Source organism: Nonomuraea terrae (genome assembly GCF_004348995.1).
In the GTDB taxonomy this organism is placed as follows: Bacteria; Actinomycetota; Actinomycetes; order Streptosporangiales; family Streptosporangiaceae; genus Nonomuraea; species Nonomuraea terrae.
In genome coordinates this window covers 1-22,681 of the sequence record NZ_SMKQ01000057.1, presented here as the reverse complement: position 1 = coordinate 22,681, position 22,681 = coordinate 1, and the positions used below count along the sequence as shown (strand labels likewise).

Genomic DNA, 22,681 nt, shown 5'->3' with positions numbered 1-22,681 from the left:
ACGCTCCGATAAGGTGAACGGAGTAGATCGCTCCGATTTGAGAGGTGTCGCATGCGCGCGGTGGTCCTGAGGCGGTACGGCGGTCCGGAGGCGCTCGTCGTGGAGGAGGTCCCCGATCCCGTTCCCGGCCCTGGGCAGGTGCTCGTGGAGGTAAAGGTGGCCGGCATCACGTTCGTGGAGACCCAGCTGCGGGCCGACCGGGGGCCGCGGCGGGCCGAGCTGCCCGCCGTCCTGGGCAACGGCGTGGCCGGTACGGTGTCGGCGGTCGGCGACGGCGTGGACCCCGCCCTCGTGGGCGCGCGCGTGGTCACCACGCTGGGCGGACTGGGAGGGTACGCCGAGCGCGCGGTCGCCGCGGCCGGCGACGTCATCGCGGTGCCCGGTGGGCTGTCGTCGGAGGTGGCGGTGGCGCTGCTGGCGGACGGGCGTACCGCTGTGGGGCTGGCGCGGGCGGCGGCTCCGGGGCCTGGCGAGTGGGTGCTGGTGGAGGCGGCCGGGGGCGGCGTGGGGAGCCTGCTCGTGCAGCTCGCCCGGGAGGCCGGGGCCCGGGTGGTCGGCGCGGCGAGCAGCCCGGCCAAGCGCGACCTGGCCGCGAGCCTCGGCGCGGAGCTGACCGTCGACTACACCGACCCGGGCTGGACGGACGTCGTACGCGCCGCGACCGGCGGGCTCGACCTGGTCTTCGACGGGGTCGGCGGTGAGATCGGCGCGGCGGCGCAGACCCTGCTCAAGGATGGTGGAAGGTTCGCCGCCCACGGCATGGCGGGCGGTCCCATGACCGTGCCCGAGCCCCGTGTGACGGCGGTGACGTGGCCGCCCGGGAGCCTGCGCGACCTGTCGAAGGCGGCCCTGGAGCTGGCCGCGGCCGGCCGCCTGCGTCCGGTCATCGGCGCCGTGTACCCCCTGGAGTCGGCAGCCGAGGCCCACGCGGCCATCGAAGCCCGCAAGGTCACCGGCAAGTCCCTCCTCGTTCCCACCCGGTGACAACCCTCGAAGGGCGGGTCAGAGACCGGAGCGGGCGATGGAGAAGGCGAGGGCGGCGGGCAGGAGGGCGAGTATCGCCGCGAGGGCGGCGATGCGCCGGCCGCGGGTCACGTCCGGCTCCGTCATGAAGGCGGCCAGGGCGCCCGCGCCTGCGAAGGCGGCGCCGCAGGCGGCCGCGTCCGCCAGGGTCGAGGTCCACGACGGGAGCGACTCGCCGGCCAGGCGGAAGACCACCAGTGTCCCGGCGGCCGTCAGGGCGACCCGCCGGCCCGGGCGGACGCCGACCCGTTCCAGGGCGAACGCCGATCCGGCCACCGCGGCCGCGCTGAGCAGGACCAGCAGACTCACGGCCGGCAGGAGACAGCCCCAGTCGGCGCAGCCGACGCCCGCCCACGCCAACCGCACGGTGGCCCACCACCACACCCCGAGAGCGGCGCACACCACGGCGGCCCGCCCCAATCGCCCCCTCATGCAGCCAATGGTCCCATCAGGACATCTGTGCCGCCCGCCGCTCGTCCGCCTCGGCCTCCGCGGCGCGCCCCAGGGAGCGCAGGGCGACCGCCCGGTTGGCGTACAGGTCGGCCTGGGGCTGCAGCTCGACCGCCCGTGACAGGTCCTCGACCGATCCCTCCAGGTCACCGGTGGCGTACCGCAGCACGCCCCGGTTCCCCCAGGCGGCGGCCAGCCCGGGGTCACGCTCCACGGCTTCGTCCAGCGCCGCCCCGGCCGCCTCGAACCGGCCCGCTGCCGTTTCCAGCTGCCCCAGCACCGTGAGCAGGTGCGGATTGCCGGGCGCGAGCCGGAGCCCGGTCTCGACGTCGGCGCGGGCCTCGTCGTCACGCCCGGCGGCGGCCAGCAGCCCGGCGCGGTTGATGTAGGCGTCCAGGTAGCCGGGGTCCAGCTCGATCACGTACGCCAGGTCGGCCAGCGCGCCCTCGTCGTCCCCCCGCACCGTACGGACCTCCGCCCGGTTGTAGTACGCCTCCGGCAGCGGCGGCCCGGCCCGTATGGCCTGCTCGAAGTCGGCCAGCGCCTCGTCGTGACGGCCCAGCCGGAACAGCAGGTTGCCGCGTTCCAGGACGTGGTCGGGGAAGCCGGGGTCGACGGCGATGGCCGCCGCGTAGTCGTCCAGCGCCTCCTTGGCGCGCCCGCACGCGGCCAGCAGCCGCGCCCGGTTGGCCAGCAGCACCATCCGGTGCAGCGGATGCCGCTCCCCCAGCTCGCCCGCCAGCTCGATGGCCGACTCGACCAGCGTCAGCGCGGCGTCGAGCCGGCCCTGGCGCAGCTCGATCAGCGCCAGGCCGTTGCGGTCGAAGCCCAGCTTGAAAGCCCGCTCGGCCGGGTCGGGCAGCAGGCCGGAGATCGCGATCGCCTCGTTGACCCAGCCCCTGGCCCTGACCAGGTCACGGCGGGCGGGGTCCGGGTGACGGGCGTCGAGCATGGCGGTGCCGTACGCGGCGGCGGCGTGCATCGCCGGGTCCTGGCTGCTCACCCGGACGAGATCCCAGACGGCCCAGGCCTCCTCGGTACGGCCGAGCCCGCCGAGCGCCGTCGCCGTACGCTGGGCGAAACGCCACCATCGCGGGCCGCCCGGCTCCGTCCGGGCCATTCCGTGCTCCCCCAGCTCGGCGGCGGCGTGCAGGAAGCCTTCGCGCACGCACCGGTCGACGAGCGCCCACAGCTCGTCGGCGTCGCGGGTGTCGGGCGGCGGCTCGGGGCCGCCGGCGTACACCGTGATCGCGAGCGTCGCGGGCGAAATGCGCCGCATCATGACCTCGAGCAGCTCGGTGTCCGTCGGGTCGGCCTGCGCGCCGTTGCACACGGTGATCGCCGACCCCGGCGGCACCGCTTCGCGGAAGAACTCCGCCAGCCCGTTGGCCAGCCGGAGCGTACGGCGGGGCGCGGGCACGAGAATGCGTTCGTCCTCCGGCAGCCCCGTCTCGATCGTGCTCCGCGTAAGAGGCACGATCGCCGCCAGCTCCGGTGCCGCCGCCCTGATCTCGATGTCGTGGGCCGCCACCAGTTCAGGGGACCGTTCGCATGCCCGCGGCGCCAGATGACGCAGGAGGGCGGCGGCGACGGTGTAGGGGCCGCGCGGCCCGCGATGCCCGTCTATCAACGGGATCAGCAGCCGCGCGGCCTCCGGCGCGCCGGGCGGTTCGCCCGGGACCGTGAGATGGAACCCGGTCACCCCTTGTGAATGACGCTGGAGGCGCCGGCGAGCCTCGCGGTTCCGGGTTTGCGGACGACGATGCGCTTCATGATGTTCCCCTCCACTCTCGATATTTTCCCATTATTGGGTCACCCCGCCGAATATCAAGATTTATAGCGACTAAGTGGGAGGGAAATGGATAAAAATCCCTTGCCTTTTGAATGGCCCATCTAACCTATTGGGAGCGAAACCAGCGCCACCTGCTGCTCGTGGGGGCCCGTTCCGATTCCTCCATCAGGTCGCACAGGCAGCGCCCGAGCAGCGTGACCGACTGGCAGCAACCCGGCCCCGGCGGGTTCGCCGACTGGCAGCAACCCGGCGACGGAGGGTTCTTCGCGCGCACGATGCGCGTGGCGCGCTCGATCAGCCGCTCCAGGCTGGGCTCCGTGCCGCCCTTGAGTGCGTGGGCGTGCCAGGGGCACGTCTCGGTGTGCACGCAGGCGCTCTTGACGAGATACGGTGCCGGCCCGCGTTCGGGCCGCAGCGAATCGCTGCGTTTGACCCGCACGTCGGCCAGCGCCTTCGCGGCCCGGCCCGCGACGGTGAGCAGCTCGCGCCGCCCGCGTTCGCGTGCCGTGCCCAGCGCGGCCGTCCTGGACGGCAGGGCGAGCAGCATCGCCCCGGCCATCAGCAGACCGCCCACCACCATGCTCCACCCGAGCCGCTCGCCGAACCAGATCACCGCGATCGCCGCCACCCACAGGGGCTGCGACGACATGAGCACCTGGCTGGGCACCGCCGGCACGTGGGCCTGCCCGTAGGAACGTGCCAGAAAGCCCAGCGCGCACGACACCACCGACAGGTGAGCCAGAATCGTCCAGTCGGGCAGGCTCGTCGGCAGGTCGATCCCGTCGCGCACGGCGGCTCCGCCGGTGAACAGCCCGATGGTGAACAGCTGGATCACGGTCAGCGCGTACGCGGGGAAGCCCCCGGAACGCTTGGACAGCTGCGCCAGCATGATCGTGTGCCCCGAGTAGAGCACGGCGGCGCCGAGCGTCACGACGAGCGCGAGCACCGACAACTCGTGCTCCTCCACCCCCCTCAGCAGCGTGAACGAGGTCATCCCGGCCAGCGCCAGCACGACCCCCGCCCAGATACGCCGGGGCACCCTCGCCTTGAACAGTACGAGCGTCAGGATCGGCGTGAACATCACGCTGCACCCGACGGCGAACCCCGACACGGACGACGGCAGGCTGCCGAGCGCGACCGCCTGACCGGTCTGCCCGGCCCCGAACATCACCCCGAGCAGGGCCCCGTTGATCCACGTCCGGCGTGACAACCCCCGAAGGCAGCGCGGCCTGATGAGCAGCAGCGTCAGCGCGGCGAGCAGATAGCGCTCGGCGAGCAGGTCCTCCACCGGTAAACGCTCGATGAGGTCCTTCATCAGCGGAAACGCCGACCCCCACGCGGCGCTGACGAACAACAGAAGCACGGCTCCCAGAAGGGGGCGGGGAGCGGGCACGACTGCCATGAGAAAAGCATGGCACTACTATTCGCAGCCGGAGATGTACAGCCAGCAGTCGGTGATGTTCCTCTACATCCGGGTGGTAAGAGCCTCACCCGCGGGTTCGTACTTCCTTATCCGTGGCCGTCCGCCACGCGGGAAAGTACACACCTTTCACACGGGATTCCACGATGCACAACCGCGCATGCCGTCACTGTCCGTGACGAGGGAGATCGGCGGGAAACGTCACGCCGGGAGCGGCCCCATGGAGGGGGAAGGTGGGGCCGTCGTTGCCTACCGTTCGACGACGGCGGGCGGAATCAGGCGTTTTTCTCCGTAGACGACCACGAGGTCGCCGACGCGCTGCCTGGACAGCTCGCGCCAGCCCTGGCGCGCGTACAGGGTCAGGGCGGCTTGCTGGTTGAGCGTGGTGTCGCCTCTGACACAGCTGAAACCGAGCTCCACAGCACGCCGCTCCAGGGCGGCGAGCATGGCCGCGCCGAAGCCACGGCGCTGGAACGCGGGGTGGACCCGCAGCCGGCAGACCTCTGCGGTGTCGGTGTCGACGGGTTTCAGGCCGCCCATGGCGACGACCCGCGAGTCGACCTCCCCGACCAGGAAGTCGCCCCCGCAGGCGAGGTAGACCTCTTGGATGCGGGGGAAGTCGTCGTCGTAGTAGACCCCGTCTCCGGGGACCAGACCGACCTCGGCGAGGCAGATCCGGTGTAGCGCGAGGATGGTGTCGAGATCCGACCAGCGATAACGTCTGATCGCCAGCTTCATGCACCGCCCCCTTTCAGTTGCGGCCTCCGCGACCGGCGCAACTCGGCCCGGTAGGCGTCGAGTCCTGGGGCATTCGGATCGCTCGCCATGATGGCCTGTTCCAGCGCCATGGCGGGGCGCACGATCAGCTCGGTGAGATGTTCGTCGCTGACCAGCGACAGCGCCCGTGTGCCGATGACCACGGCCTCCTTGACGTCGCCGTCGATCAGGCGGCACTGGGCCTGGTCGAGCCTGATCAGCGTCTGGTCGAGAATGTGGTCTTCGTACTTGGTCAGCGCCTGGTCGAGCACCACCTCCGCCTCGATCGTCTGGCCCAGCTTGGTGAGGACGTCGCCCTGGTAGAAGTAGAGCTGCCGCTCGGTGTACCCGAAGGCGACGTCTTCCTGGTCTTCGGTCTTCATGTGCGAGAAGGCGCTCCTGGCCCGCGCCAGCGCGCGCTTGGCCTGGTCGACGACTTCCTTCTTGCTCTCGCCGCCCGACAGCATGGCCAGCGCCCTGGCCTCGACGACCGGCGCCATGGCCTGGGCCGGGCACGGGGTGGAGCCGGCCAGGTCGCGGCTCTTCTTCGCCAGGTTGAGTGCCTCGCGGGCGTCACCGAAGTAGAGGGGGACGAGCGACTCGCGGGCGCAGATCCAGGCGCGCAGCGCGCGGTCGCCGGTCTCGTCGGCGGCGGTGCGCCCGGTGCGGAAGAACGAGCGGGCCAGCCGGTGGTCGCCCAGGTTGATCAGGATCATGCCGCTCAGCCCGGACAGCTGCGCGGCCATCCTGCACAGGCGTTCCTGCAGGTCGATGGGCTGGCGGCGGGACATCGCGGTGCGTACGGCACTCAGCTCCAGCAGCACGTCGCACAGCAGCCGCAGCGGCGCGGTGGTCGTGTACTGGCGGCCGAAGCTGATCGTGGCCTCTTCCCACTGGTCGAGCATCGCCGCGGACACGGTGGCCGCGACGAGCGTCTCGTCCATCCGGCGCCTGATGCCCTCGCACGCGCCGAGGATCGGCCCGTCGAGCTGCTGGGAGAAGGCGGTGTCGGCTCTCAGCAGGTTTAACAGGGTGCGGCGGAGGATGTTCTCGTCCTCCTCGGCGTCGGGCACGCTCTCCACCGACGGGTGGAGCCGCTCGCGCTCGGCCGGCAGCGCCGGCCGCTCGAGCACCTGCTCGGCGAGCTTCGGCGTCGCGCGGTGACTGTTGCCGCAGATGCACGGGCCGTCATAGCCGAGCGCGGCGGGCTCGACCCGGTAGACGGTGCACAGGTAGTGCAGATATTCGGGCCCCGGGCGCTTGAGCCCGCTCTCGTACGCGGAGAGGAGGGTCTCCCCGATGCCCGGCGTCGGTTTGGAGTCGCGTTCGAACAGGGCTCGAACTTGTTCGATCACGTCCGCCAGGGCGATGCCGTGGGCGAGGCGGTGCGACTTGATGCGGGTCGTGCTGAAATGGGCGGAGCATGCCTCGTGGATCTCGTCGGCGATCTGAGCCGACGTCCGCTGGGCGGCGAGGCCCTTGGCTCGGATCCGCCGGGCGATCTCTGTCTCCTTGTGCTGTCTGCCGGACATCCCGGCCCCTCTCACGCATGTCTCGACCGGTCCGCAACTGGTGACTCAGCGTAGCCTCCAGGTTGCTGTGCGCCTACCCATGATGATGAAGCAATGAGGACGTCTTGGAAACGCCACGCCTCACTTTACGGTTAAGGATCGTCCTCCGAGGGACTGTTTCTTACATCCCATGAGTGAGAAGCGACAGCCTGTGAGCATGTGGCCGTCGTTGCGCCCGCCCTTGACTTGATACATCTTTGGCGCACCAGCAACGATTCCTGAGGGAGGACGAACGGTGGGGGACGACAACTTCGAACCTCTGGAACGTCTCGTGTCCGAGCTCGGCGCCCGAGGGTTGCTCGCACGTGTGGTCCAGACGCAGAGCGGACGCAGGTTCGTTCGGGTCATCAATCCGAACGCGACGAGCCTGTCCGAGAACGTCAGCTGCCGGCCGGCCGACGCGTCCGGAATCCCTGACTGGTGGTACTGCTGGTCCTGGGGCGAGCGGATGCACACGGCCGACGACCCGGCCGGTGCGGCGACGAAGGTCGCCCGCGTGCTCGCCGCCGTGGGGGAGTGACGACGTGGTGAACCGGGTGGAGCGCAGCCACCACGGCTCACCACACCCGCGGCGGCTCGAAGGAGCCGGCGGAGTGGCCGGTGCGGAGGGTCTCGCGCATGGCGGGCCCCTGGTCACTCCGCCGGTTCCGGCCGGCGCCCTTTCCATAGACCTCCGTACGGCGCCGGTGCGCCGTACGGAACCAAGCCGCTCGCCCGGCACGCCGGGCGGGTGTTCGGGGGATCCCGATCCCTCACGGAACCGGCACGGGACATGCTTCCGGGTGTGTGTCCCGTTCCGAGCCGTCCGTCATCGGGGCGCCGCCTCTCTCCCTCCGCGGCCCAGAGAGCCGGCGTCCCCGTCTTCCCCGGCGTGATGTGACGGCGGGCGGTTCGGTCGGCTGTATTTTTGGATCGAATCGGTCCAAACAGTTGGCCGAACCGCTTCCGGAGGGGGATCCACCACGTGTTGGTGACACCGTCGCCATCGCCCACAACGCCGCCCACGGACTTCCTGGATTTGGACCAGGTGACTCAGCAAATGGCCGGAACCTGCCAGGACGAAGTGTTGTGCTCCTGGCTGGCAGGATGGTTCGACAACGCGATCTGGGGGCAAGTGGCGGCCAGCGGGGCCACCATCATCCTGATCCTGTTCCTCGGGTTCGTGCTGCGCAAGGTCGCTCACCGCGTCATCACCAAGGTGGTCAACCGCGCGGCCATGGGGGGCTCGCTCACGAGCAGGTTCCGCAAGGGCGTCACGGTCGGCGGCGTCGACGCGCTGCTGAACGAGCGGCGGCGTCAGCGAGCCGAGACGATGGGGTCGGTGCTCAAGAGCGTCGCCTCGATCGTCATCCTCGGCACCGCGGTGCTGACCGTGCTCGACCGGCTGACGATCCCGATCGCACCCCTGCTGACCAGCGTCGGCATCCTCGGCGTGGCCGTCGGCTTCGGCGCCCAGGAGCTGGTCAAGGACTTCATCGCGGGCATGTTCATGCTGCTGGAGGACCAGTACGGCGTCGGCGACGTGATCGACGTCGGCCCCGCGGTCGGCACGGTCGAGGCGGTGACCCTGCGCATCACCCGCCTGCGCGACGTCGACGGCCGCGTCTGGTACGTACGCAACGGCACGATCACCCGGGTGGGCAACGAGTCGCAGGGCTGGTCGCGGGCCTACATGGACGTGCCGGTGCCCTACGACGCCGACCTGGTGAGCGTGCGGGCGGTGCTGGAGAACGTGGCCGAGGAGATCTGGGCCGACACCGAGTTCCGCGAGTCCAAGATCGTGGAGGCTCCGCAGGTGTTCGGGGTCGAGCAGCTCTCCGACAGCTCGCTGGTGTTCCGCATCTCCGCCAAGACGGTGCCGGCCGCGCAGGCCGAGGTCTCCAGGGAGCTGCGGCTCAGGGTCAAGACGGCCCTCGACGACGCCGGGATCGCCATGGCCGCCCTGGTCTAGCGACCACCGGCCCCACCTGTGGTGTGCCGCTGCACGCGGCACCCCCTAGTCTAAGAATCGTGACAGACACCTCCTTCTACGACGCCGTCGGCGGCGAGGAGACCTTCCGGCGCCTGGTGCATCGCTTCTACGAGGGGGTCGCGGAAGACCCGCTGCTGCGCCCCCTCTACCCGGAGGCCGACCTGACCGGCGCCGAGGAGCGACTCCGGGGCTTCCTGATCCAATACTGGGGCGGTCCCAAGACCTACAGCGAGCAGCGCGGCCACCCCCGGCTGCGCATGCGGCACGTGCCGTTCGTGATCGGCGAGGCCGAGCGCGACGCCTGGCTGCGCCACATGCGTGACGCGGTCGACTCGCTCGAACTGCCCGAGGAGCAGGAGACCAGGCTCTGGGACTATCTGGTCTACGCGGCCCAAAGTATGGTGAACGCACCTACATAACGGGGCATGACACGCCTCATGAACATCCCCTGGTGGCGTGACGCAGTCGTCTACGAGATCTACGTTCGCAGCTTCGCCGACGCGTCGGGTGACGGCGTCGGCGATCTGCCCGGGGTGCGCGAGCGCCTGCCCTACCTCCGTGACCTGGGGGTCGACGCCATCTGGCTGACCCCGTTCTACCCCTCCCCCATGGCCGACGGCGGCTACGACGTGGCCGACTACCGCGGTGTCGACCCGCTGTTCGGCACGCTGGCCGACTTCGAGGCGCTCGTCACCGACGCGCACGGGCTCGGCCTGCGGGTACTGGTCGACATCGTCCCCAACCACAGCTCTTCGGAGCATGCCTGGTTCCAGGCGGCCCTGCGGGGCGACGGCCGCGACCGGTACGTCTTCCGCGACCGACCCAACAACTGGCAGTCCACCTTCGGCGGACCCGCCTGGACGCAGGTGGAGGACGGCCAGTACTACCTGCACCTGTTCGCGCCCGGGCAGCCCGACTTCAACTGGCGCAACCCGGAGGTGCACGCCGAGTTCCTCGACGTCCTGCGCTTCTGGCTGGACCGCGGGGTGGACGGGTTCCGCATCGACGTGGCGATGGGTCTGTACAAGGCGGAGGGCCTGCCCGACGTCGGCGACCAGTCGTTCACGACGTCCTCGCCGGTGTGGGGGCAGCCGGAGGTGCACGGCGTCTACCGCGACTGGCGGCGGCTGCTCGACGCCTATCCGGGCGAGCGGATGGCCGTGGGCGAGGTGTGGACCGACAGCCTCGAGGACCTCGCCCGCTACGTGCGCCCCGACGAGCTGCACCAGAGCTTCAACTTCGCCTGGCTGGAGGCGCCGTGGTCGCCGACGGCGTTCAGGAAGGTGATCGACGACACGCTGTCGACGGTGCCGTTCGCGACGTGGGTGCTGTCCAACCACGACGTCGTACGCCACCGCACCCGATACGAGACGGCCGATCCCGGCACGGGCCTGGCGCGGGCCAGGGCGGCGCTGTTGACGATGCTGGCCCTGCCCGGGTCGGCGTACCTGTATCAGGGAGAGGAGCTGGGGCTGCCGGAGGTGACCGACCTTCCGGCGGAGGCGCGGCAGGACCCGGTGTTCTTCCAGTCGGAGGGCAAACTGCCGGGGCGTGACGGATGCCGGGTGCCGATCCCGTGGACGGTCGATCCGCCCTCCCACGGGTTCTCGCCGGGCGGGGTGGAGCCGTGGTTGCCGCAGCCGGCGACGTTCGCGGAGCTGAGCGTGGACAAGCAGGAGGGCGACTCCGACTCGACGCTGGAGTTCTACCGCCGGGCCCTGGCGATCCGTCGTGACCTGCTCCGAAGGATTCCTTACACCGTGGAGTGGCTGGATTCTCCCGAGGGTGTGCTTTTCTTCACCCGCGGCCCGCTGATCTGCGCGATCAACTGCGGCACGCACGCCGTTCCCCTGCCCGGGCACGACAGCGTGCTCCTGGCGAGCGGCCCGCTCCGCAGGGGCATGCTGCCGCCCGACACGGCCGTGTGGCTGGAGCGCGGCTCACAGACCGGCTGACTGCTCCCGCCGGAACGGGATCACCGGCAGGGAGATGAGCGCGCAGGCCAGCCCGGCCGCGAAGGCCACCCAGTAGCCGCTGCCGGTGATCAGCACGCCGGCCAGCGGCGTGACCGCGAGGGAGACGACGTTCTGCAGGGTGTTGTGGGTGCCGAGCACCCGGCCCGCCCACGCGGGCCCGGCCAGCTCGCCCGCCCTGAGGTAGGCGAGCCCGTTGCCGGCCACGGTCATCACGGAGGCCACGGCCAGCATGGCCGCGCCCAGCGTGGTGCGGGTGAGGGTGCCGGCCACCAATAACGCGAGCACGGCCAGGTTGGCCAGGGTGAGCAGGAGCAGGGGCCGCATGCGCAGGCCCGAGTGGTCGGACCAGCGGCCGGCGGCGATGCGCACCGCGGCCCCGCAGATGGCCGCCACGCCGAAGAGCTGACCGGCGGCCACGACGTCCCAGCCGTACAGGCGGACCAGGCAGGTCACGCCGTACGTGCTGACGATCACCTGGGGCACGGCATGCAGGGCGCTGGTGGCGTGCACCCGCCACAGCGCCGGCTGCCGGTACGGCGAGCCGGCCGCCACCGGGCCGGACGCGGTGATCGCGCGCGGCGGCTCGGCCAGGAAGATCCCGGCCAGCACGGCGGCCACCAGGCTGACGCAGGCGCACACGAGCAGCACGCCGCTCAGCCCGTACGCGCGGGCGGCGGGCGGCAGGGCGAAGGCGCCGATCGCCATGCCGAGGGTGAAGGAGACCTGGCGCACGCCCATGGCGACGCCACGCTCGGGCGGCTCGAACCAGCGCAGCACGATCCGGCCGCCGCCGACCATCGCGGCCGAGCCCGCCGCTCCGGCCAGCGCGAGTAACGCGACCACCGCCCAGGTCTGCTCGACGAACGCGACGGCCGCCAGCAGCAGGCCCGCCAGCCCCACGCCGATGCCGAGGATGAGGCGCTCGCCGTGCCGGTCGGCCAGCGCGCCCCAGGCGACGAGGGCGGCCAGGATGCCGAGGGCCGGGGCGTTGGCGATCACGCCGGCCACCGCCAGCGGCACCCCGAAGTGCCGCTCGATCTCGGGCATGACCAGGGGCAGGCCGAACAGGCCCAGGGTGACACCGGCATGCGCGTTGACACCCAGCGCCAGCATCCACCAGCGTTTCATGCGGGGTCAGGACTGGTAGCGCTTGAGGTAGGACAGCTCGCTCTCGGTCAGCCTGCGCGGGGCGGCCCGCTCGGCGTCGTAGGCCGCGATGACGGACATCGCCGTGACGTACACCGTGTCGTCGTCGCGGATCTCGTACCGCAGGGTGAAGCGTACCGGCCTGATCTCGGTCACCCAGGTCTCGACCAGGACGGGCTCGGCCCGGAAGCCGAGCGGGCGGCGGTAGTCGATCTCGTGCCGGGTCACGACGAGGCCCTTGAACGGCTCGTCGCCCGCGACGTACGGATCGATGCTGAACATGCCGAAGCGGGCGTCCTCCAGGTAGTCGAGGAAGCGCACGTTGTTCACGTGGCCCTGGGAGTCAACGTCGGCGAATCTCACCGTACGCGGATAGATGTGCCGTTCTGCTGGGGTGCGTTCAACCACGTCCGCCACCGTATCGTCTGCGTCAGGTGGCTTTGCGCCGGGCCAGGCAGGCGAACACGGTGAGCACGGAGATGGCGGCCATGGAGCCGAGCGCCCATTGATAGCCGGTGACGAGCTGCTCGACGGCGCCTCCTGACAGCTGGGAGAGAGTGCCGGCGAAGACCTCCTCGTGCAGCTCGGCGGGCAGCGGCGCGGTGATGATCGACAGGACCAGGCCGGTGCCCACGACGTTGCCGGTGTTCTGCACCATCAGGCGCATGGCGTTGACGATGCCGAGCCGGTTGGACGGCAGCCCGTCGAGGATGGCGGTGGTGTTGGACGGCAGGAACACGCCCGAGCCGAGGCCGATGAGCACGAGCCCGGTCGCCACCGCCGGATACGGGATGTCGGTGGACATCACCGACAGCATGACCACCAGCCCGCACGTGGTCGTCGCGGCCCCGGCCACGGCGAGGGTGCGCGCGCTCATCAGCCGCTGCAGGAAGCCGGAGACCACCGACGCGATCATGGCCGCGATCGCGAGCGGCAGCACCTTCACCCCGGCCTGGACGGGATCGTCCCCCTTGACGGCCTGGAAGTAGAGCGCGACCAGGAAGACCATGCCCATGCGGGCGACGGCGTTGAGGAACGACGCCAGCGTGCCGAAGGCGAAGGCCCGCTCGCGGAACAGGTTCATGTCCACGACCGGGTGAGCCGCCCGCGACTCCCTGATGACGAACAGCGGCAGGCCCACGACGAAGGCGGCCAGCCCTCCGAGCACGAGAGGGTGTTCCCAGCCGAGCCGGGTGAACTCCGACAGCGCGACCAGCAGCCCGCCGAGGGTGAGCAGGACGAGCGCGCTGCCGGCCGCGTCGAGCCCGCCCTCGCGCTGCGCCGGGGCCGGTCTGCGCAGCACGATGGCTCCCCACACGAAACAGACCACGCCGATCGGCACGTTGAACCAGAACACCCAGCGCCAGCCGAGGCTCTCGGCCAGCACACCGCCGAGCGTCGGCCCGATCAGCCCCGCGATCGAGAACGAGGCGACGTACACGCCCATGCCCTCGCCGAGCCGTTCGCGCGGGAAGGCGTCGCTGACCAGGGCGGCGCTGTTGGTGAGCAGCATGGCGGCCCCTATCGCCTGCACCACGCGCATGGCGACGATCACCCACGCGTTCGGTGCGAGCCCCGCGAGCAGGGCGGCGACGGTGTACGTGGCCAGCCCGACGAGGTACATCCTGCGCCTGCCGAACAAATCCGCCAGCCGCCCGAATACCACCATGAGGACGGTCGTGGTCAACTGGAAGCCCAGAAGGATCCAGCCTGCGGCCGTGGCGTCGGCGCCGGTGTGCCGGGCGATCTCCGGCAGAGCGACGTTGATGGCGCTGCCGCCGAGCCCGGTCAGCACGCTGGCCAGGCTCACGACGGACAACGTGCGCCAGGCGTAGCCGATCGGGGTGGTCGTGGTCGTCGGCGCCAAGTGGGCCTGTCCTTTCTAGATTTTAATACTAGAATCTAATTCAAACGTCAGCCGGTCAAGGATCGAGGTGTCGGATGAGCGGGATCGTCGAAGGCCGCGTGGTGATCGTCACCGGTGCGGCCAGGGGCATCGGACGGGGGCACGCGCTGGAGTTCGCGCGGCAGGGCGCGAAGGTGGTGGTGAACGATCTGGGCGCGGAGGTCGACGGCACCGGCTCGTCGGGAGCCGCGGCCGAGGTGGTGGCCGAGATCGAGGCCATGGGCGGCCAGGCCATCGTCAACGGCGAGGACGTCTCCGACTTCGACGGCGCCGAACGGCTGGTCAAGGCCGCCATCGAGCACTTCGGCACCCTCGACGTGCTGGTCAACAACGCGGGCATCCTGCGCGACCGGATGCTCGTCAACATGACGGCCGACGAGTGGGACGCCGTCATCAGGGTGCACCTGAGGGGGACGTTCGCACCGTTGCGCCATGCCGCGGCCTACTGGCGGGCCAAGGCGAAGGCGGGCGAGCAGGTGGATGCCAGGATCATCAACACGACCTCGTCCTCCGGCATCTACGGCAACCCGGGACAGGGCAACTACGGCGCCGCCAAGGCGGGCATCGCCGGCCTGACGGTCATCGCGGCCAGGGAGCTGGAGCGCTACGGCGTCACCGTGAACGCCGTCGCCCCCGCCGCGCTCACCCGCATGACCGAGAACCTCATGCCCAAGGGCGCCAAGGGCGCCGACCCCGACGACATCGCGCCGCTGGTCGTCTGGCTGGCCAGCGCCGAGGCCCGCGCGATCACCGGCCGGGTGTTCAACGCCCGCGGCGGCGTGATCAGCGTGGCCGAGGGCTGGCACGCCGGGCCGGGCGTCGACAAGGGCAGCCGGTGGGACCCGGCCGAGCTGGGCTCGGTCATCCCCTCCCTGGTCGAGAAGGCCGCGCCGAACGCGCTGACCAACGGCCGCATCCCCGGACGGGAGGACTGACATGCCGCTCGACCACTCCGTGATCGGCCTTGAGGGCGACCCGCAGGAGCGCTCCTGGACGGCCAAGGACACCATGCTGTACGCGCTCGGCGTCGGCGCCGGCACCTCCGAGCTGGAGTTCACGACGGAGAAGGGGCAGCGGGTGCTGCCGACGTTCGCCGTGCTGGCCGCGCAGGCTCGGGGGCGACGCTTCGGCGACTTCGACCCGGCCATGCTGGTCCACGCCGAGCAGGGCTTCGAGCTGCACCGGGAGCTGCCGCCCGCGGGCTCGGTGCGGACGACCTCGAAGGTCACCGGCATCTACGACAAGGGCTCGGGCGCGCTGGTCACCACCGAGGCCACGGCGGTGGACCCGGAGACGGGCGAGCCGGTGATCTCCTCGCGCAGCTCGGTGTTCATCCGGGGCGAGGGCGGCTTCGGCGGCGAGCGCGGGCCGCGCGACGAGTGGGCGGCGCCCGACCGGGCGCCCGACCACAAGGTGACCTACTCGACGCGGCCGGAGCAGGCGCTGATCTACCGGCTGTCCGGCGACTACAACCCGCTGCACAGCGACCCCGACTTCGCCGCCAGGGCCGGCTTCCCCCGGCCGATCCTGCACGGCCTGTGCACGTACGGGGTGACCGGGCGGGCGCTGCTGCACGCGGTCGCCGGGTCGGATCCGGCGCGGTTCAAGGCGATGTCGGGGCGCTTCAGCAGCCCGGTGTTCCCCGGTGAGTCGCTGACGGTGTCGATCTGGGTGGACGGCACGGACGTGGTGTTCCGTACCGCCAAGGACGACGGGACGGTGGTGCTCGACCGCGGCCGTGCGGTCGTCGCCTGACCGGTGTCACGGGCGCCCGCCTGACGGGCGCCCGTCAGGTCTCGTGCAGGGACTTGAGGGGATCGAGGCGGTGGATCAGCGTCACGGTCGCCTCGATGATCTCCCGGGCCTCCTCCTCGGTGTCGGAGGTGGCCACCTCGCGCGCCGCCTCGCCGATGATGCTGGTCAGCACCGCCACGGTGAACCGGTCGAGCGGATCTCCCCCGGCTCCCAGCAACACGGCGTTCTGGCGCACCCACTCGCGGCCGCGCGTGCGGCGCAGCAGCTCGAAGCCGGGCGGGCCGTCGCCGTCGATGAAGAGCCTGACCAGGTCGCGCCGCTCCCAGGCGCCGGCCAGGTAGGCGCGCGCCCCCGCGATCAGCAGCTCGACCGGGTCGCTGACGCCGTCCTTCTTGGCCTTGGCCACGCTGGAGGCCGCCGCCTGCTCGTGGGAGGCCTGGTGGTCCTCGTAGAGGGCGAGGAACAGCTCGGTCTTGCCGCCGAAGTGGTGGTAGAGGCTGCCGACGCTGGAGCCGGCGCGGGAGACCACCTCGGAGACGTTGGAGTCGGCGAAGCCGTGCTCGCTGAAGACCTCGCGCGCGGCCTGCAGCATGCTCTTGCGCGTCTGGGCCGTACGGCTCCACTCCCACGAGGACTTGCGTGCCATGCGGCCATCGTAGCGCGCCAAATTCTAGAATCTGATTCTTGACACAAGCCCGTAACAGTAAGACTGTCTTCCTAGAGGTCAATTCTAGAAATTCTCAGGAGGCGGCTGTGGACTTCTCGCTCACCCCCGAGGAACGGCAGATCCGCGACACCGTCCGGTCCTTCATCGAGAAGGAGGTCATGCCGCTGGAGCCGGAGGTGCTGCGCAACGAGCGCGAAGGCCGCCCAGGGCTGGCCCCGGACGTGCTGCAGGAGCTGCGCGCCAAGGCCAGGAAGTCGGGCTTCTGGGGCATCAACACCCCCGAGGAGTACGGCGGCGCGGCCCTCGGCCCGATCATGTCCGCGATCATCGCCATGGAGATCGGCCGGACGTTCGTGCCGTTCTCGTTCGGCGGCAGCGCCGACAACATCCTCTACGCCGGCACCGAGGAGCAGAAGCAGCGCTACCTGCTCCCGACCATCGAGGGCGAGCGGCGCTCCTGCTTCGCGATCACCGAGCCTGGCGCGGGCTCCGACGCCCGCAACATCCGCACCCGCGCCACCCGCGACGGCAACGAGTGGATCATCAACGGCGAGAAGACGTTCATCACGGGCGGCAACGAGGCCGACTTCGTCATGGTCTTCGCCCTGGCCGAGGAGCACGGCGTGACGTGCTTCCTGGTGGACCGGGACATGGGCTGGAAGTCCGAGCCGATCCCGACCATGGGCCAGTGGGGCCCTGCCTCGCTGGTGTTCCAGGACGTCCGCGTGCCGGAGGAGAACATCCTGGGCGAGCTCGGCAAGGGCTTCGAGCTGGCCATGCAGTGGATCGGCCAGGGCCGCTACATGATCCCGGCGCGCGCGATCGGCTCGGCCGAGCGCATGCTCCAGATGGCCATCGACTACTCCAAGATCCGCAAGTCCATGGGCCAGACCATCTCCGAGTACCAGGCCATCCAGTGGATGATCGCCGACTCGCAGGTGGAGATCGAGGCCGCCAAGTGGCTGACGCTGTACGCCGCCTGGCGGGTCGGGCAGGGCGTGGACGCCCGGCACGCCTCCTCCATCGCCAAGCTGAACGGCGCCGTCATGGCCAACCAGGTCGTCGACCGGGTCCTGCAGATCCACGGGGGTATGGGTTACACGAAGGAACTGCCCATCGAGCGCTGGTATCGCGAATTGCGCCTGCTGCGCATCTTCGAGGGCACCGACGAGATCCAGCGCCGCACCATCGCCCGCAACCTGATCAAGGGACACGCCAAACTCGGCCTCATCGGGGAGTAGTGAGCGCCATGTCCGTCGCCGAGCTGTTCAATCCGCGTTCCATCGCCCTGGTCGGGGCCACGGACAAGTCGGGATGGTCGGTCAGCACGCTGGCCAACCTGCGCGAGCACGGGTTCCCCGGCCCCGTCCACCTGGTGAACCCGCGCGGCGGCATGGTGCACGGCTCGCCCGCCTACCGGAGCCTGGCGGAGATCCCGGAGCCGGTGGACCTGGCGTACGTCATGGTGCCCACGGCGGCCGTGCTCGGCGTGCTGCGCGACGGGGCCAAGCTGGGCATCCGGTCGTACGTGGTGCTCACGGCCGGCTTCGGGGAGTCCGGCGAGGAGGGCGCCCGGATGGAGGCCGAGATCGCCGCCTTCGCCGCCGAGCACGAGCTGACGATCCTCGGGCCGAACGGCAACGGCTACATCAACGCCGCCGCCGGCATCACCCCGTACGGGCTGCCCATCCAGAAGCCGCTGCTGCGCGGCGCAGTCGGCGTGGTGTTGCAGAGCGGCGCGCTGGCCAGCTCGGTGCTGGCCTTCGCGCAGGCCCGCAACCTGGGCGTCAGCCTGCTCACCTCGATGGGGAACGAGACCGTCGTCAGCGTCACCGACGTCGTCGACTACCTCGTGGGCGACCCCGCCACCAAGGTCATCGCCCTCTTCCTGGAGTCGATCAGGAACCCGGCCGAGTTCTCCCGCGTCGCCCGCCGCGCCCTGGAGGCGGGCAAGCCGATCGTGGCGCTCAAGATCGGGCGCAGCAAGCTGGCCTCGCACACCGCTCAGGCCCACACCGGGGCGCTCGTGGGCGACGACGACGTCATCGACGCCGCGCTGCGCCAGCTCGGCGTGATCAGGGTGCGGTCGCTGGAGGACCTCATCATCACGGCCGGGCTGCTGGCCTCGACCGGGCCGCTGCCGGGGCGGCGCATCGGCGTCGTCACGCCGTCCGGCGGGGCATCGGAGATCATCGCGGACCGGGCCGAGGACGAGGGGCTGGAGCTGCCGCCGTTCGCGCCGGAGACGGTGGCGCGGCTGAGGGAGATCGTCCCGGCGTTCGGGACGGTGCAGAACCCGCTCGACGTCACCGGGTACGTCCTCATCGACCGCACCCTGCTCGGCCGGGCGCTGGAGGTGGTCACCGCCGATCCGGGGATCGACGTCGTCATGCTGCTGTCGGAGCCGCCCCGGGTGGAGCCGGCCGATCCAGCGCCGACCTTCGCCCTGTACTCGGCCAGCGCCCAGCGGATCGCCGCCTCGCCGGTGCCGGTCGTGGTGGTGAGCAACGTGCTGACGGACGTCACCGCGTTCGGGCGGCGGGTGCAGCAGGAGACCGGCTATCCGTACATCGCGGGCGGGATCGAGCACGGCCTGCACGCCATCGGGGCGGCGGTGCGGTGGTCGGAGACGCGGACGCGATTGCTGTCCCGCTCCCCCGCCGTCTCTCCGGCCGTGCCCGCGCAGGTTCCCGGCGGGGCGCGGGGCGTGTGGGCTGAGCATCGCGCCGCCGCGCTGCTCGCCTCGGCGGGCCTGCCGGTGGTGCCTTCCGAGCTCGTACGCGACGAGGACGCGGCGGTGGCAGCGGCCAGGCGCTTCGGCTACCCGGTCGTGCTCAAGGTGGCCGCCGAGGGGCTCGGGCACAAGAGCGACATCGGCGGCGTACGGCTCGGGCTCGGCGGGGACGAGGACGTGCGGCAGGCGTACCGTTCGCTGGCCGGGGCGGTGCCCGCGATGGAAGGGGTGCTCGTCCAGCCGCAGCGCGGCGGCGGGATCGAGCTGCTCGTCGGGATCGTACGGGATCCCGCCTGGGGCCTGACGCTGGCCGTGGGCCTGGGCGGGGTCTGGGTGGAGGTGCTGCGCGACGCGGCGCTGCGGGTGCTGCCGGTGGACGCCGCCGAGGTGCGTACGGCGCTGTCGGAGCTGCGCGGCGCGGCCCTGCTGAAGGGGGTGCGCGGCGGCGAGCCGGCGGACCTGGACGCGGTGGCCGACGTCGTGGCCCGGGTGGCGGCCTTCGCCGAGACGCTGGGCGACGGCCTGGAGTCCCTGGAGATCAACCCCTTGCTCGTCACCGGCTCCCACGTCGAGGCCCTGGACGCCCTGGTGACCTGGACGCCTGATATATCTTGACTTCAAGATATTCACGCTGCTCGGGGGCAGGGCGTGCGGTTGCGCTGGATCGAGATCGAGCTTCGGGTACGCGATCCCTGGCGGGTGGCCGATCACGGTTTCCAGGCGATTCCCGCGCTGGTGGTGGCCGTCGAACACGATGGGATGACAGGGCTCGGAGAGGCCCCGGCGTTCCGGACCGCCCAGTACAACTCCGCGATTCCCGTCATGGGCGCGGCTCTGGAGAGCCTGCGCCCGTGGCTCGCACAGGCCGCTCCCGCGGCGCCGGACCGGTTGTGGCCGGCGCTGCGGGAACGGCTCGACGGGCACCCGTTCGTCCTGCACGCCGTCGACGTGGCGCTGTGGGATCTGTGGGGCAAGGTGCGGGATCGGCCCGTGCGTGCCCTGCTCGGCGCCGACTGCGCGGTCGGCGCGGTCAGCGCGTACAGCATCGGGCTCGACGAGCCGCGGGCGATGGTGCGCAAGTTGCGCGACAAGCCGGGCTGGCCCATCTACAAGATCAAGATGGCCGGGCCCGAGCACCTCGACGTCCTCAGGCTGCTGCGCGCCGAGACGGACGCCCCCTTCTACGTGGACGGGAACGGCGCGTGGCGGCCCGACGATCTCCTGGCGAGCCTGGACGTCATGGCGGAGCTCGGCGTGGCGCTGCTGGAGCAACCCCTGCCCGTCGCCCTCGGGAGCGAGATGCCCGGTGTCCGCCGGCGGGCGGCCTTCCCGGTCATCGCCGACGAGTCGGTGACCACCGTCGAGGACGTGCCCGGCTGCCGGGACGGCTTCGACGGCGTCAACGTGAAACCCCTGAAGCTCGGCGGGCTCAGCCCGGCCGCGGAGGTGGCGCGGGCGGCCCGCGACCAGGGGCTGTCGGTCATGCTCGGGTGCGTGCCCGAATCGACCGTGGGCATCTCGGCCACCGCCCAGCTCGCGGCCTGGGCCGACTACCTCGATCTCGACAGCGCGCTGCTGCTCGACGACGATCCCGCCACCGGAGTGTCGATCGACCCGCGCGGGCGCGTACGTTTCCCCGTGGACGCGGGGACCGGTGCGCGTCTGCGCGCCCAGGTGCCCCCGCTTCCGCTCTGAACGTCGCGCCCGGCCTCGGGTCTCACGGCAGCCGGTTGGCGAGGACCAGGGTGGCGGCGGAGGCGAACATGCCGCCGTTGCCGAGCACCACGCTGATCTCCACCTCGGGCACCTGCGCCGCCGCCTCGCCGCGCAGCTGTCGCACCGACTCCTGGATGGCGAACATGCCGTACATGCCGGTGTGGGTGTAGGACAGGCCGCCGCCGTTGGTGTTCAGCGGGAGGCGTCCGCCCGGGGACGTGTGCCCCTCGGCGATGAACGCCCCCGCCTCGCCGCGGCCGACGAAGCCCAGATCCTCCAGGCCGTAGATCGGCACGTGGGCGAAGGCGTCGTAGATCATGAGGTGGTCGACGTCCTCGTGGCCGATCTTGGCCTCCGCGAACGCCGCCTCGCCCGACAACCGGAACGCCTTGGAGGTGGTGAAGTCCTCCATCTGGGAGATCATCGGCGCCTCTGCCGACTCGCCGGAGCCGAGCAGGTAGACCGGTGAACGACGGGCGCGGTCTTCCGTGGTGACGATGAGCGCGCCGCCGCCGTCCGTCACCAGGCAGCACTCCAGCAGGTGGAACGGGTAGGCGACCATGCGCGAGGCGAGCACGTCGTCCACCGTGATGAGGTCCTGGAACATGGCCCGGGGGTTGCGGTTGGCCCACCGCCGCTGCGCCACCGCCACCTCGGCGAGCTGCTCGTGCGTGAGGCCGGTCTCCTTCATGTAGCGCAGCGCCGTGATCGTGAACGACGTCGGCGGCCCCACCACGCCGTACGGCAGCTCGAACTGGCCGAGGATCGAGTCGGGCCCCATGCCGTAGCGGCCGGCGCCGACGCGGGAGCGTCCCGACTCGCCGTGGGTGATGAGCACCGTACGGCACAGCCCGGCGCGGATGGCGGCGGCGGCGTGCCGGACGTGGAACAGGAACGACGACCCTCCGACGCCCGTGCCGTCCAGCCAGGCCGGCGTGATGCCGAGGGCATGGGCGATCTGGATCGGGCCGGGGGTGCCGACCGTCGCGACGCCGTCGATGTCGTGGATGCTCATGCCGGCGTCGGCCAGGGCGTTCCTGGCGGCTTCCAGGTGCAGTTGCAGCGTGGAGTGGTGGGGCAGCCTGCCGACCTCGTCAGTCTCTGCCGCCCCCGCGATCACTACGGTCATCGGGCGCCTCCCGCCGGCTCGAAGAGCGGCACATGAACGTCGCCGCGCTGCTCGAACACCACCTGCAGCTCCATGTCCAGCGGCAGCTGCTCGGGGACGTTCTCCACGCCCACGATGTTCGTCATCATGCGCACGCCCTCCTCCAGCTCCACGACCGCGATCGCGTACGGGGCCTCCTCCTCGAAGCCGGGGGCGGGGCGGTGGTTGATGACGTAGGAGTACAGGGTCGCGCGGCCGCTGGCGCGGACCCACTCGACCTGGTCGCCGCCGCACCGGGGGCAGTTCGGCCGCGGGTAGAAGTAGTGCCGCTCACACGACAGGCAGCGCTGGATCCTCAGCTCTCCCGCGGCCGTGCCGTCCCAGAACGGCTGGGTCTCGGGCGTGGGCTTAGGTGCCGGCTTCATCGGCCTCCCCAATTCATAGTTTCTAGAATCACACTCTAGATCTAGCTTCTGTCCCCACTCAAGAGCCCCGGCGGGTGCGCGGATCACCACGATGTGACGACCGCGTTGTTGAGCGGGCCTCGGGAGGTGGACGCCATTGCGACGGAGGCGGGCTCGGACGGGGACACGCATCATCCGCCGCCTGACGCAACGCCCGTCGTTGCCGGGCGGGCGCGGCATCGTGCGACGTGAGCCGGCACCCGGTCGGGCCGGAGGGGGCAGGGG

General features: G+C 71.0%; 20 protein-coding genes and 1 pseudogene. 10 read left to right on the top strand and 11 right to left on the bottom strand.

Going from position 1 to position 22,681, the window contains the following annotated elements:
* The first annotated feature begins 51 nt into the window (after nt 1-51).
* Nucleotides 52-984, top strand: a complete 933-nt coding sequence (locus E1286_RS19985) for a zinc-binding dehydrogenase (RefSeq protein ID WP_132614682.1) — start codon at nt 52-54, stop codon at nt 982-984.
* 18 nt (nt 985-1,002) lie between these two features.
* Here E1286_RS19985 and E1286_RS49285 read toward each other — a convergent pair whose 3' ends face one another.
* The 5 genes from E1286_RS49285 to E1286_RS19960 form a co-directional block, all read right to left on the bottom strand.
* Nucleotides 1,003-1,455, bottom strand: a complete 453-nt coding sequence (locus E1286_RS49285; protein ID WP_223190137.1) for a hypothetical protein — start codon at nt 1,453-1,455, stop codon at nt 1,003-1,005.
* Between the two features lie 16 nt (nt 1,456-1,471).
* Nucleotides 1,472-3,175 (bottom strand): tetratricopeptide repeat protein, encoded by a 1,704-nt coding sequence (locus E1286_RS19975; protein ID WP_132614680.1) that lies wholly within the window; start codon nt 3,173-3,175, stop codon nt 1,472-1,474.
* A 196-nt stretch (nt 3,176-3,371) separates the two neighbouring features.
* Nucleotides 3,372-4,667 carry a DMT family transporter gene (locus E1286_RS19970; protein WP_132614678.1) on the bottom strand — a complete coding sequence of 432 codons (1,296 nt, stop codon included), beginning with the start codon at nt 4,665-4,667 and terminating at the stop codon, nt 3,372-3,374.
* Nucleotides 4,668-4,934: 267 nt separating this feature from the next.
* The gene (locus tag E1286_RS19965; RefSeq protein ID WP_132614676.1) at nt 4,935-5,423 is read right to left on the bottom strand and encodes a GNAT family N-acetyltransferase; all 489 of its coding nucleotides are present in this window, start codon (nt 5,421-5,423) and stop codon (nt 4,935-4,937) included.
* A complete protein-coding gene (locus E1286_RS19960; protein ID WP_132614674.1) occupies nt 5,420-6,973 on the bottom strand; it encodes an NsdA family TPR-like regulatory protein in 1,554 nt (517 codons plus the stop codon). Before E1286_RS19960 ends, E1286_RS19965 begins: the two co-directional genes overlap by 4 nt.
* A gap of 274 nt (nt 6,974-7,247) precedes the next feature.
* On the opposite strand from E1286_RS19960, the gene E1286_RS19955 reads away from it, so the two are divergent.
* The 4 genes and pseudogenes from E1286_RS19955 (at nt 7,248) to E1286_RS19940 (ending at nt 10,939) form a co-directional block, all read left to right on the top strand.
* Complete coding sequence (locus E1286_RS19955; RefSeq protein ID WP_132614672.1) at nt 7,248-7,532, top strand: hypothetical protein; 285 nt, start codon at nt 7,248-7,250, stop codon at nt 7,530-7,532.
* A gap of 519 nt (nt 7,533-8,051) precedes the next feature.
* Nucleotides 8,052-8,963: a mechanosensitive ion channel family protein gene (locus E1286_RS19950; protein ID WP_132614670.1), complete on the top strand. Its 912-nt coding sequence runs from the start codon at nt 8,052-8,054 to the stop codon at nt 8,961-8,963.
* A gap of 59 nt (nt 8,964-9,022) precedes the next feature.
* Nucleotides 9,023-9,397, top strand: a pseudogene (locus E1286_RS19945) (globin); the annotation flags it as partial.
* A 12-nt stretch (nt 9,398-9,409) separates the two neighbouring features.
* Nucleotides 9,410-10,939, top strand: coding sequence for a glycoside hydrolase family 13 protein (locus E1286_RS19940; protein ID WP_246074994.1), 1,530 nt, complete (start codon nt 9,410-9,412; stop codon nt 10,937-10,939).
* Here the strand turns inward: E1286_RS19940 and E1286_RS19935 are convergent.
* From E1286_RS19935 to E1286_RS19925, 3 genes are read right to left on the bottom strand one after another with little or no spacing between them, the layout of a single operon-like run.
* Nucleotides 10,925-12,088: an MFS transporter gene (locus tag E1286_RS19935; protein WP_132614666.1), complete on the bottom strand. Its 1,164-nt coding sequence runs from the start codon at nt 12,086-12,088 to the stop codon at nt 10,925-10,927. The genes E1286_RS19940 and E1286_RS19935 overlap by 15 nt on opposite strands.
* Before the next feature lie 6 nt (nt 12,089-12,094).
* Nucleotides 12,095-12,514, bottom strand: a complete 420-nt coding sequence (locus E1286_RS19930) for an acyl-CoA thioesterase (RefSeq protein ID WP_342776232.1) — start codon at nt 12,512-12,514, stop codon at nt 12,095-12,097.
* Between the two features lie 22 nt (nt 12,515-12,536).
* Entirely contained in the window at nt 12,537-13,973 is a 1,437-nt protein-coding gene (locus tag E1286_RS19925) for an MFS transporter (protein ID WP_132614662.1), read from the bottom strand.
* Between the two features lie 74 nt (nt 13,974-14,047).
* On the opposite strand from E1286_RS19925, the gene E1286_RS19920 reads away from it, so the two are divergent.
* A complete protein-coding gene (locus E1286_RS19920; RefSeq protein ID WP_132614660.1) occupies nt 14,048-14,947 on the top strand; it encodes an SDR family oxidoreductase in 900 nt (299 codons plus the stop codon).
* Nucleotide 14,948: 1 nt separating this feature from the next.
* Complete coding sequence (locus tag E1286_RS19915; protein ID WP_132614658.1) at nt 14,949-15,767, top strand: MaoC/PaaZ C-terminal domain-containing protein; 819 nt, start codon at nt 14,949-14,951, stop codon at nt 15,765-15,767.
* A gap of 34 nt (nt 15,768-15,801) precedes the next feature.
* Here the strand turns inward: E1286_RS19915 and E1286_RS19910 are convergent, their stop codons facing one another.
* Entirely contained in the window at nt 15,802-16,413 is a 612-nt protein-coding gene (locus E1286_RS19910) for a TetR/AcrR family transcriptional regulator (RefSeq protein ID WP_132614656.1), read from the bottom strand.
* 107 nt (nt 16,414-16,520) lie between these two features.
* On the opposite strand from E1286_RS19910, the gene E1286_RS19905 reads away from it, so the two are divergent.
* The 3 genes from E1286_RS19905 to E1286_RS19895 are packed head-to-tail and all read left to right on the top strand — an operon-like array spanning nt 16,521 to nt 20,863.
* Nucleotides 16,521-17,675: an acyl-CoA dehydrogenase family protein gene (locus E1286_RS19905; RefSeq protein WP_132614654.1), complete on the top strand. Its 1,155-nt coding sequence runs from the start codon at nt 16,521-16,523 to the stop codon at nt 17,673-17,675.
* Between the two features lie 8 nt (nt 17,676-17,683).
* Nucleotides 17,684-19,783 carry an acetate--CoA ligase family protein gene (locus tag E1286_RS19900; protein WP_132614720.1) on the top strand — a complete coding sequence of 700 codons (2,100 nt, stop codon included), beginning with the start codon at nt 17,684-17,686 and terminating at the stop codon, nt 19,781-19,783.
* 33 nt (nt 19,784-19,816) lie between these two features.
* Complete coding sequence (locus E1286_RS19895; RefSeq protein WP_132614652.1) at nt 19,817-20,863, top strand: enolase C-terminal domain-like protein; 1,047 nt, start codon at nt 19,817-19,819, stop codon at nt 20,861-20,863.
* A gap of 22 nt (nt 20,864-20,885) precedes the next feature.
* Here E1286_RS19895 and E1286_RS19890 read toward each other — a convergent pair whose 3' ends face one another.
* Nucleotides 20,886-22,013: a thiolase C-terminal domain-containing protein gene (locus tag E1286_RS19890; RefSeq protein ID WP_132614650.1), complete on the bottom strand. Its 1,128-nt coding sequence runs from the start codon at nt 22,011-22,013 to the stop codon at nt 20,886-20,888.
* The gene (locus E1286_RS19885; protein ID WP_132614648.1) at nt 22,010-22,417 is read right to left on the bottom strand and encodes a Zn-ribbon domain-containing OB-fold protein; all 408 of its coding nucleotides are present in this window, start codon (nt 22,415-22,417) and stop codon (nt 22,010-22,012) included. The genes E1286_RS19890 and E1286_RS19885 overlap by 4 nt, the downstream gene beginning before the upstream one ends.
* Between the last annotated feature and the right edge of the window lie 264 nt (nt 22,418-22,681).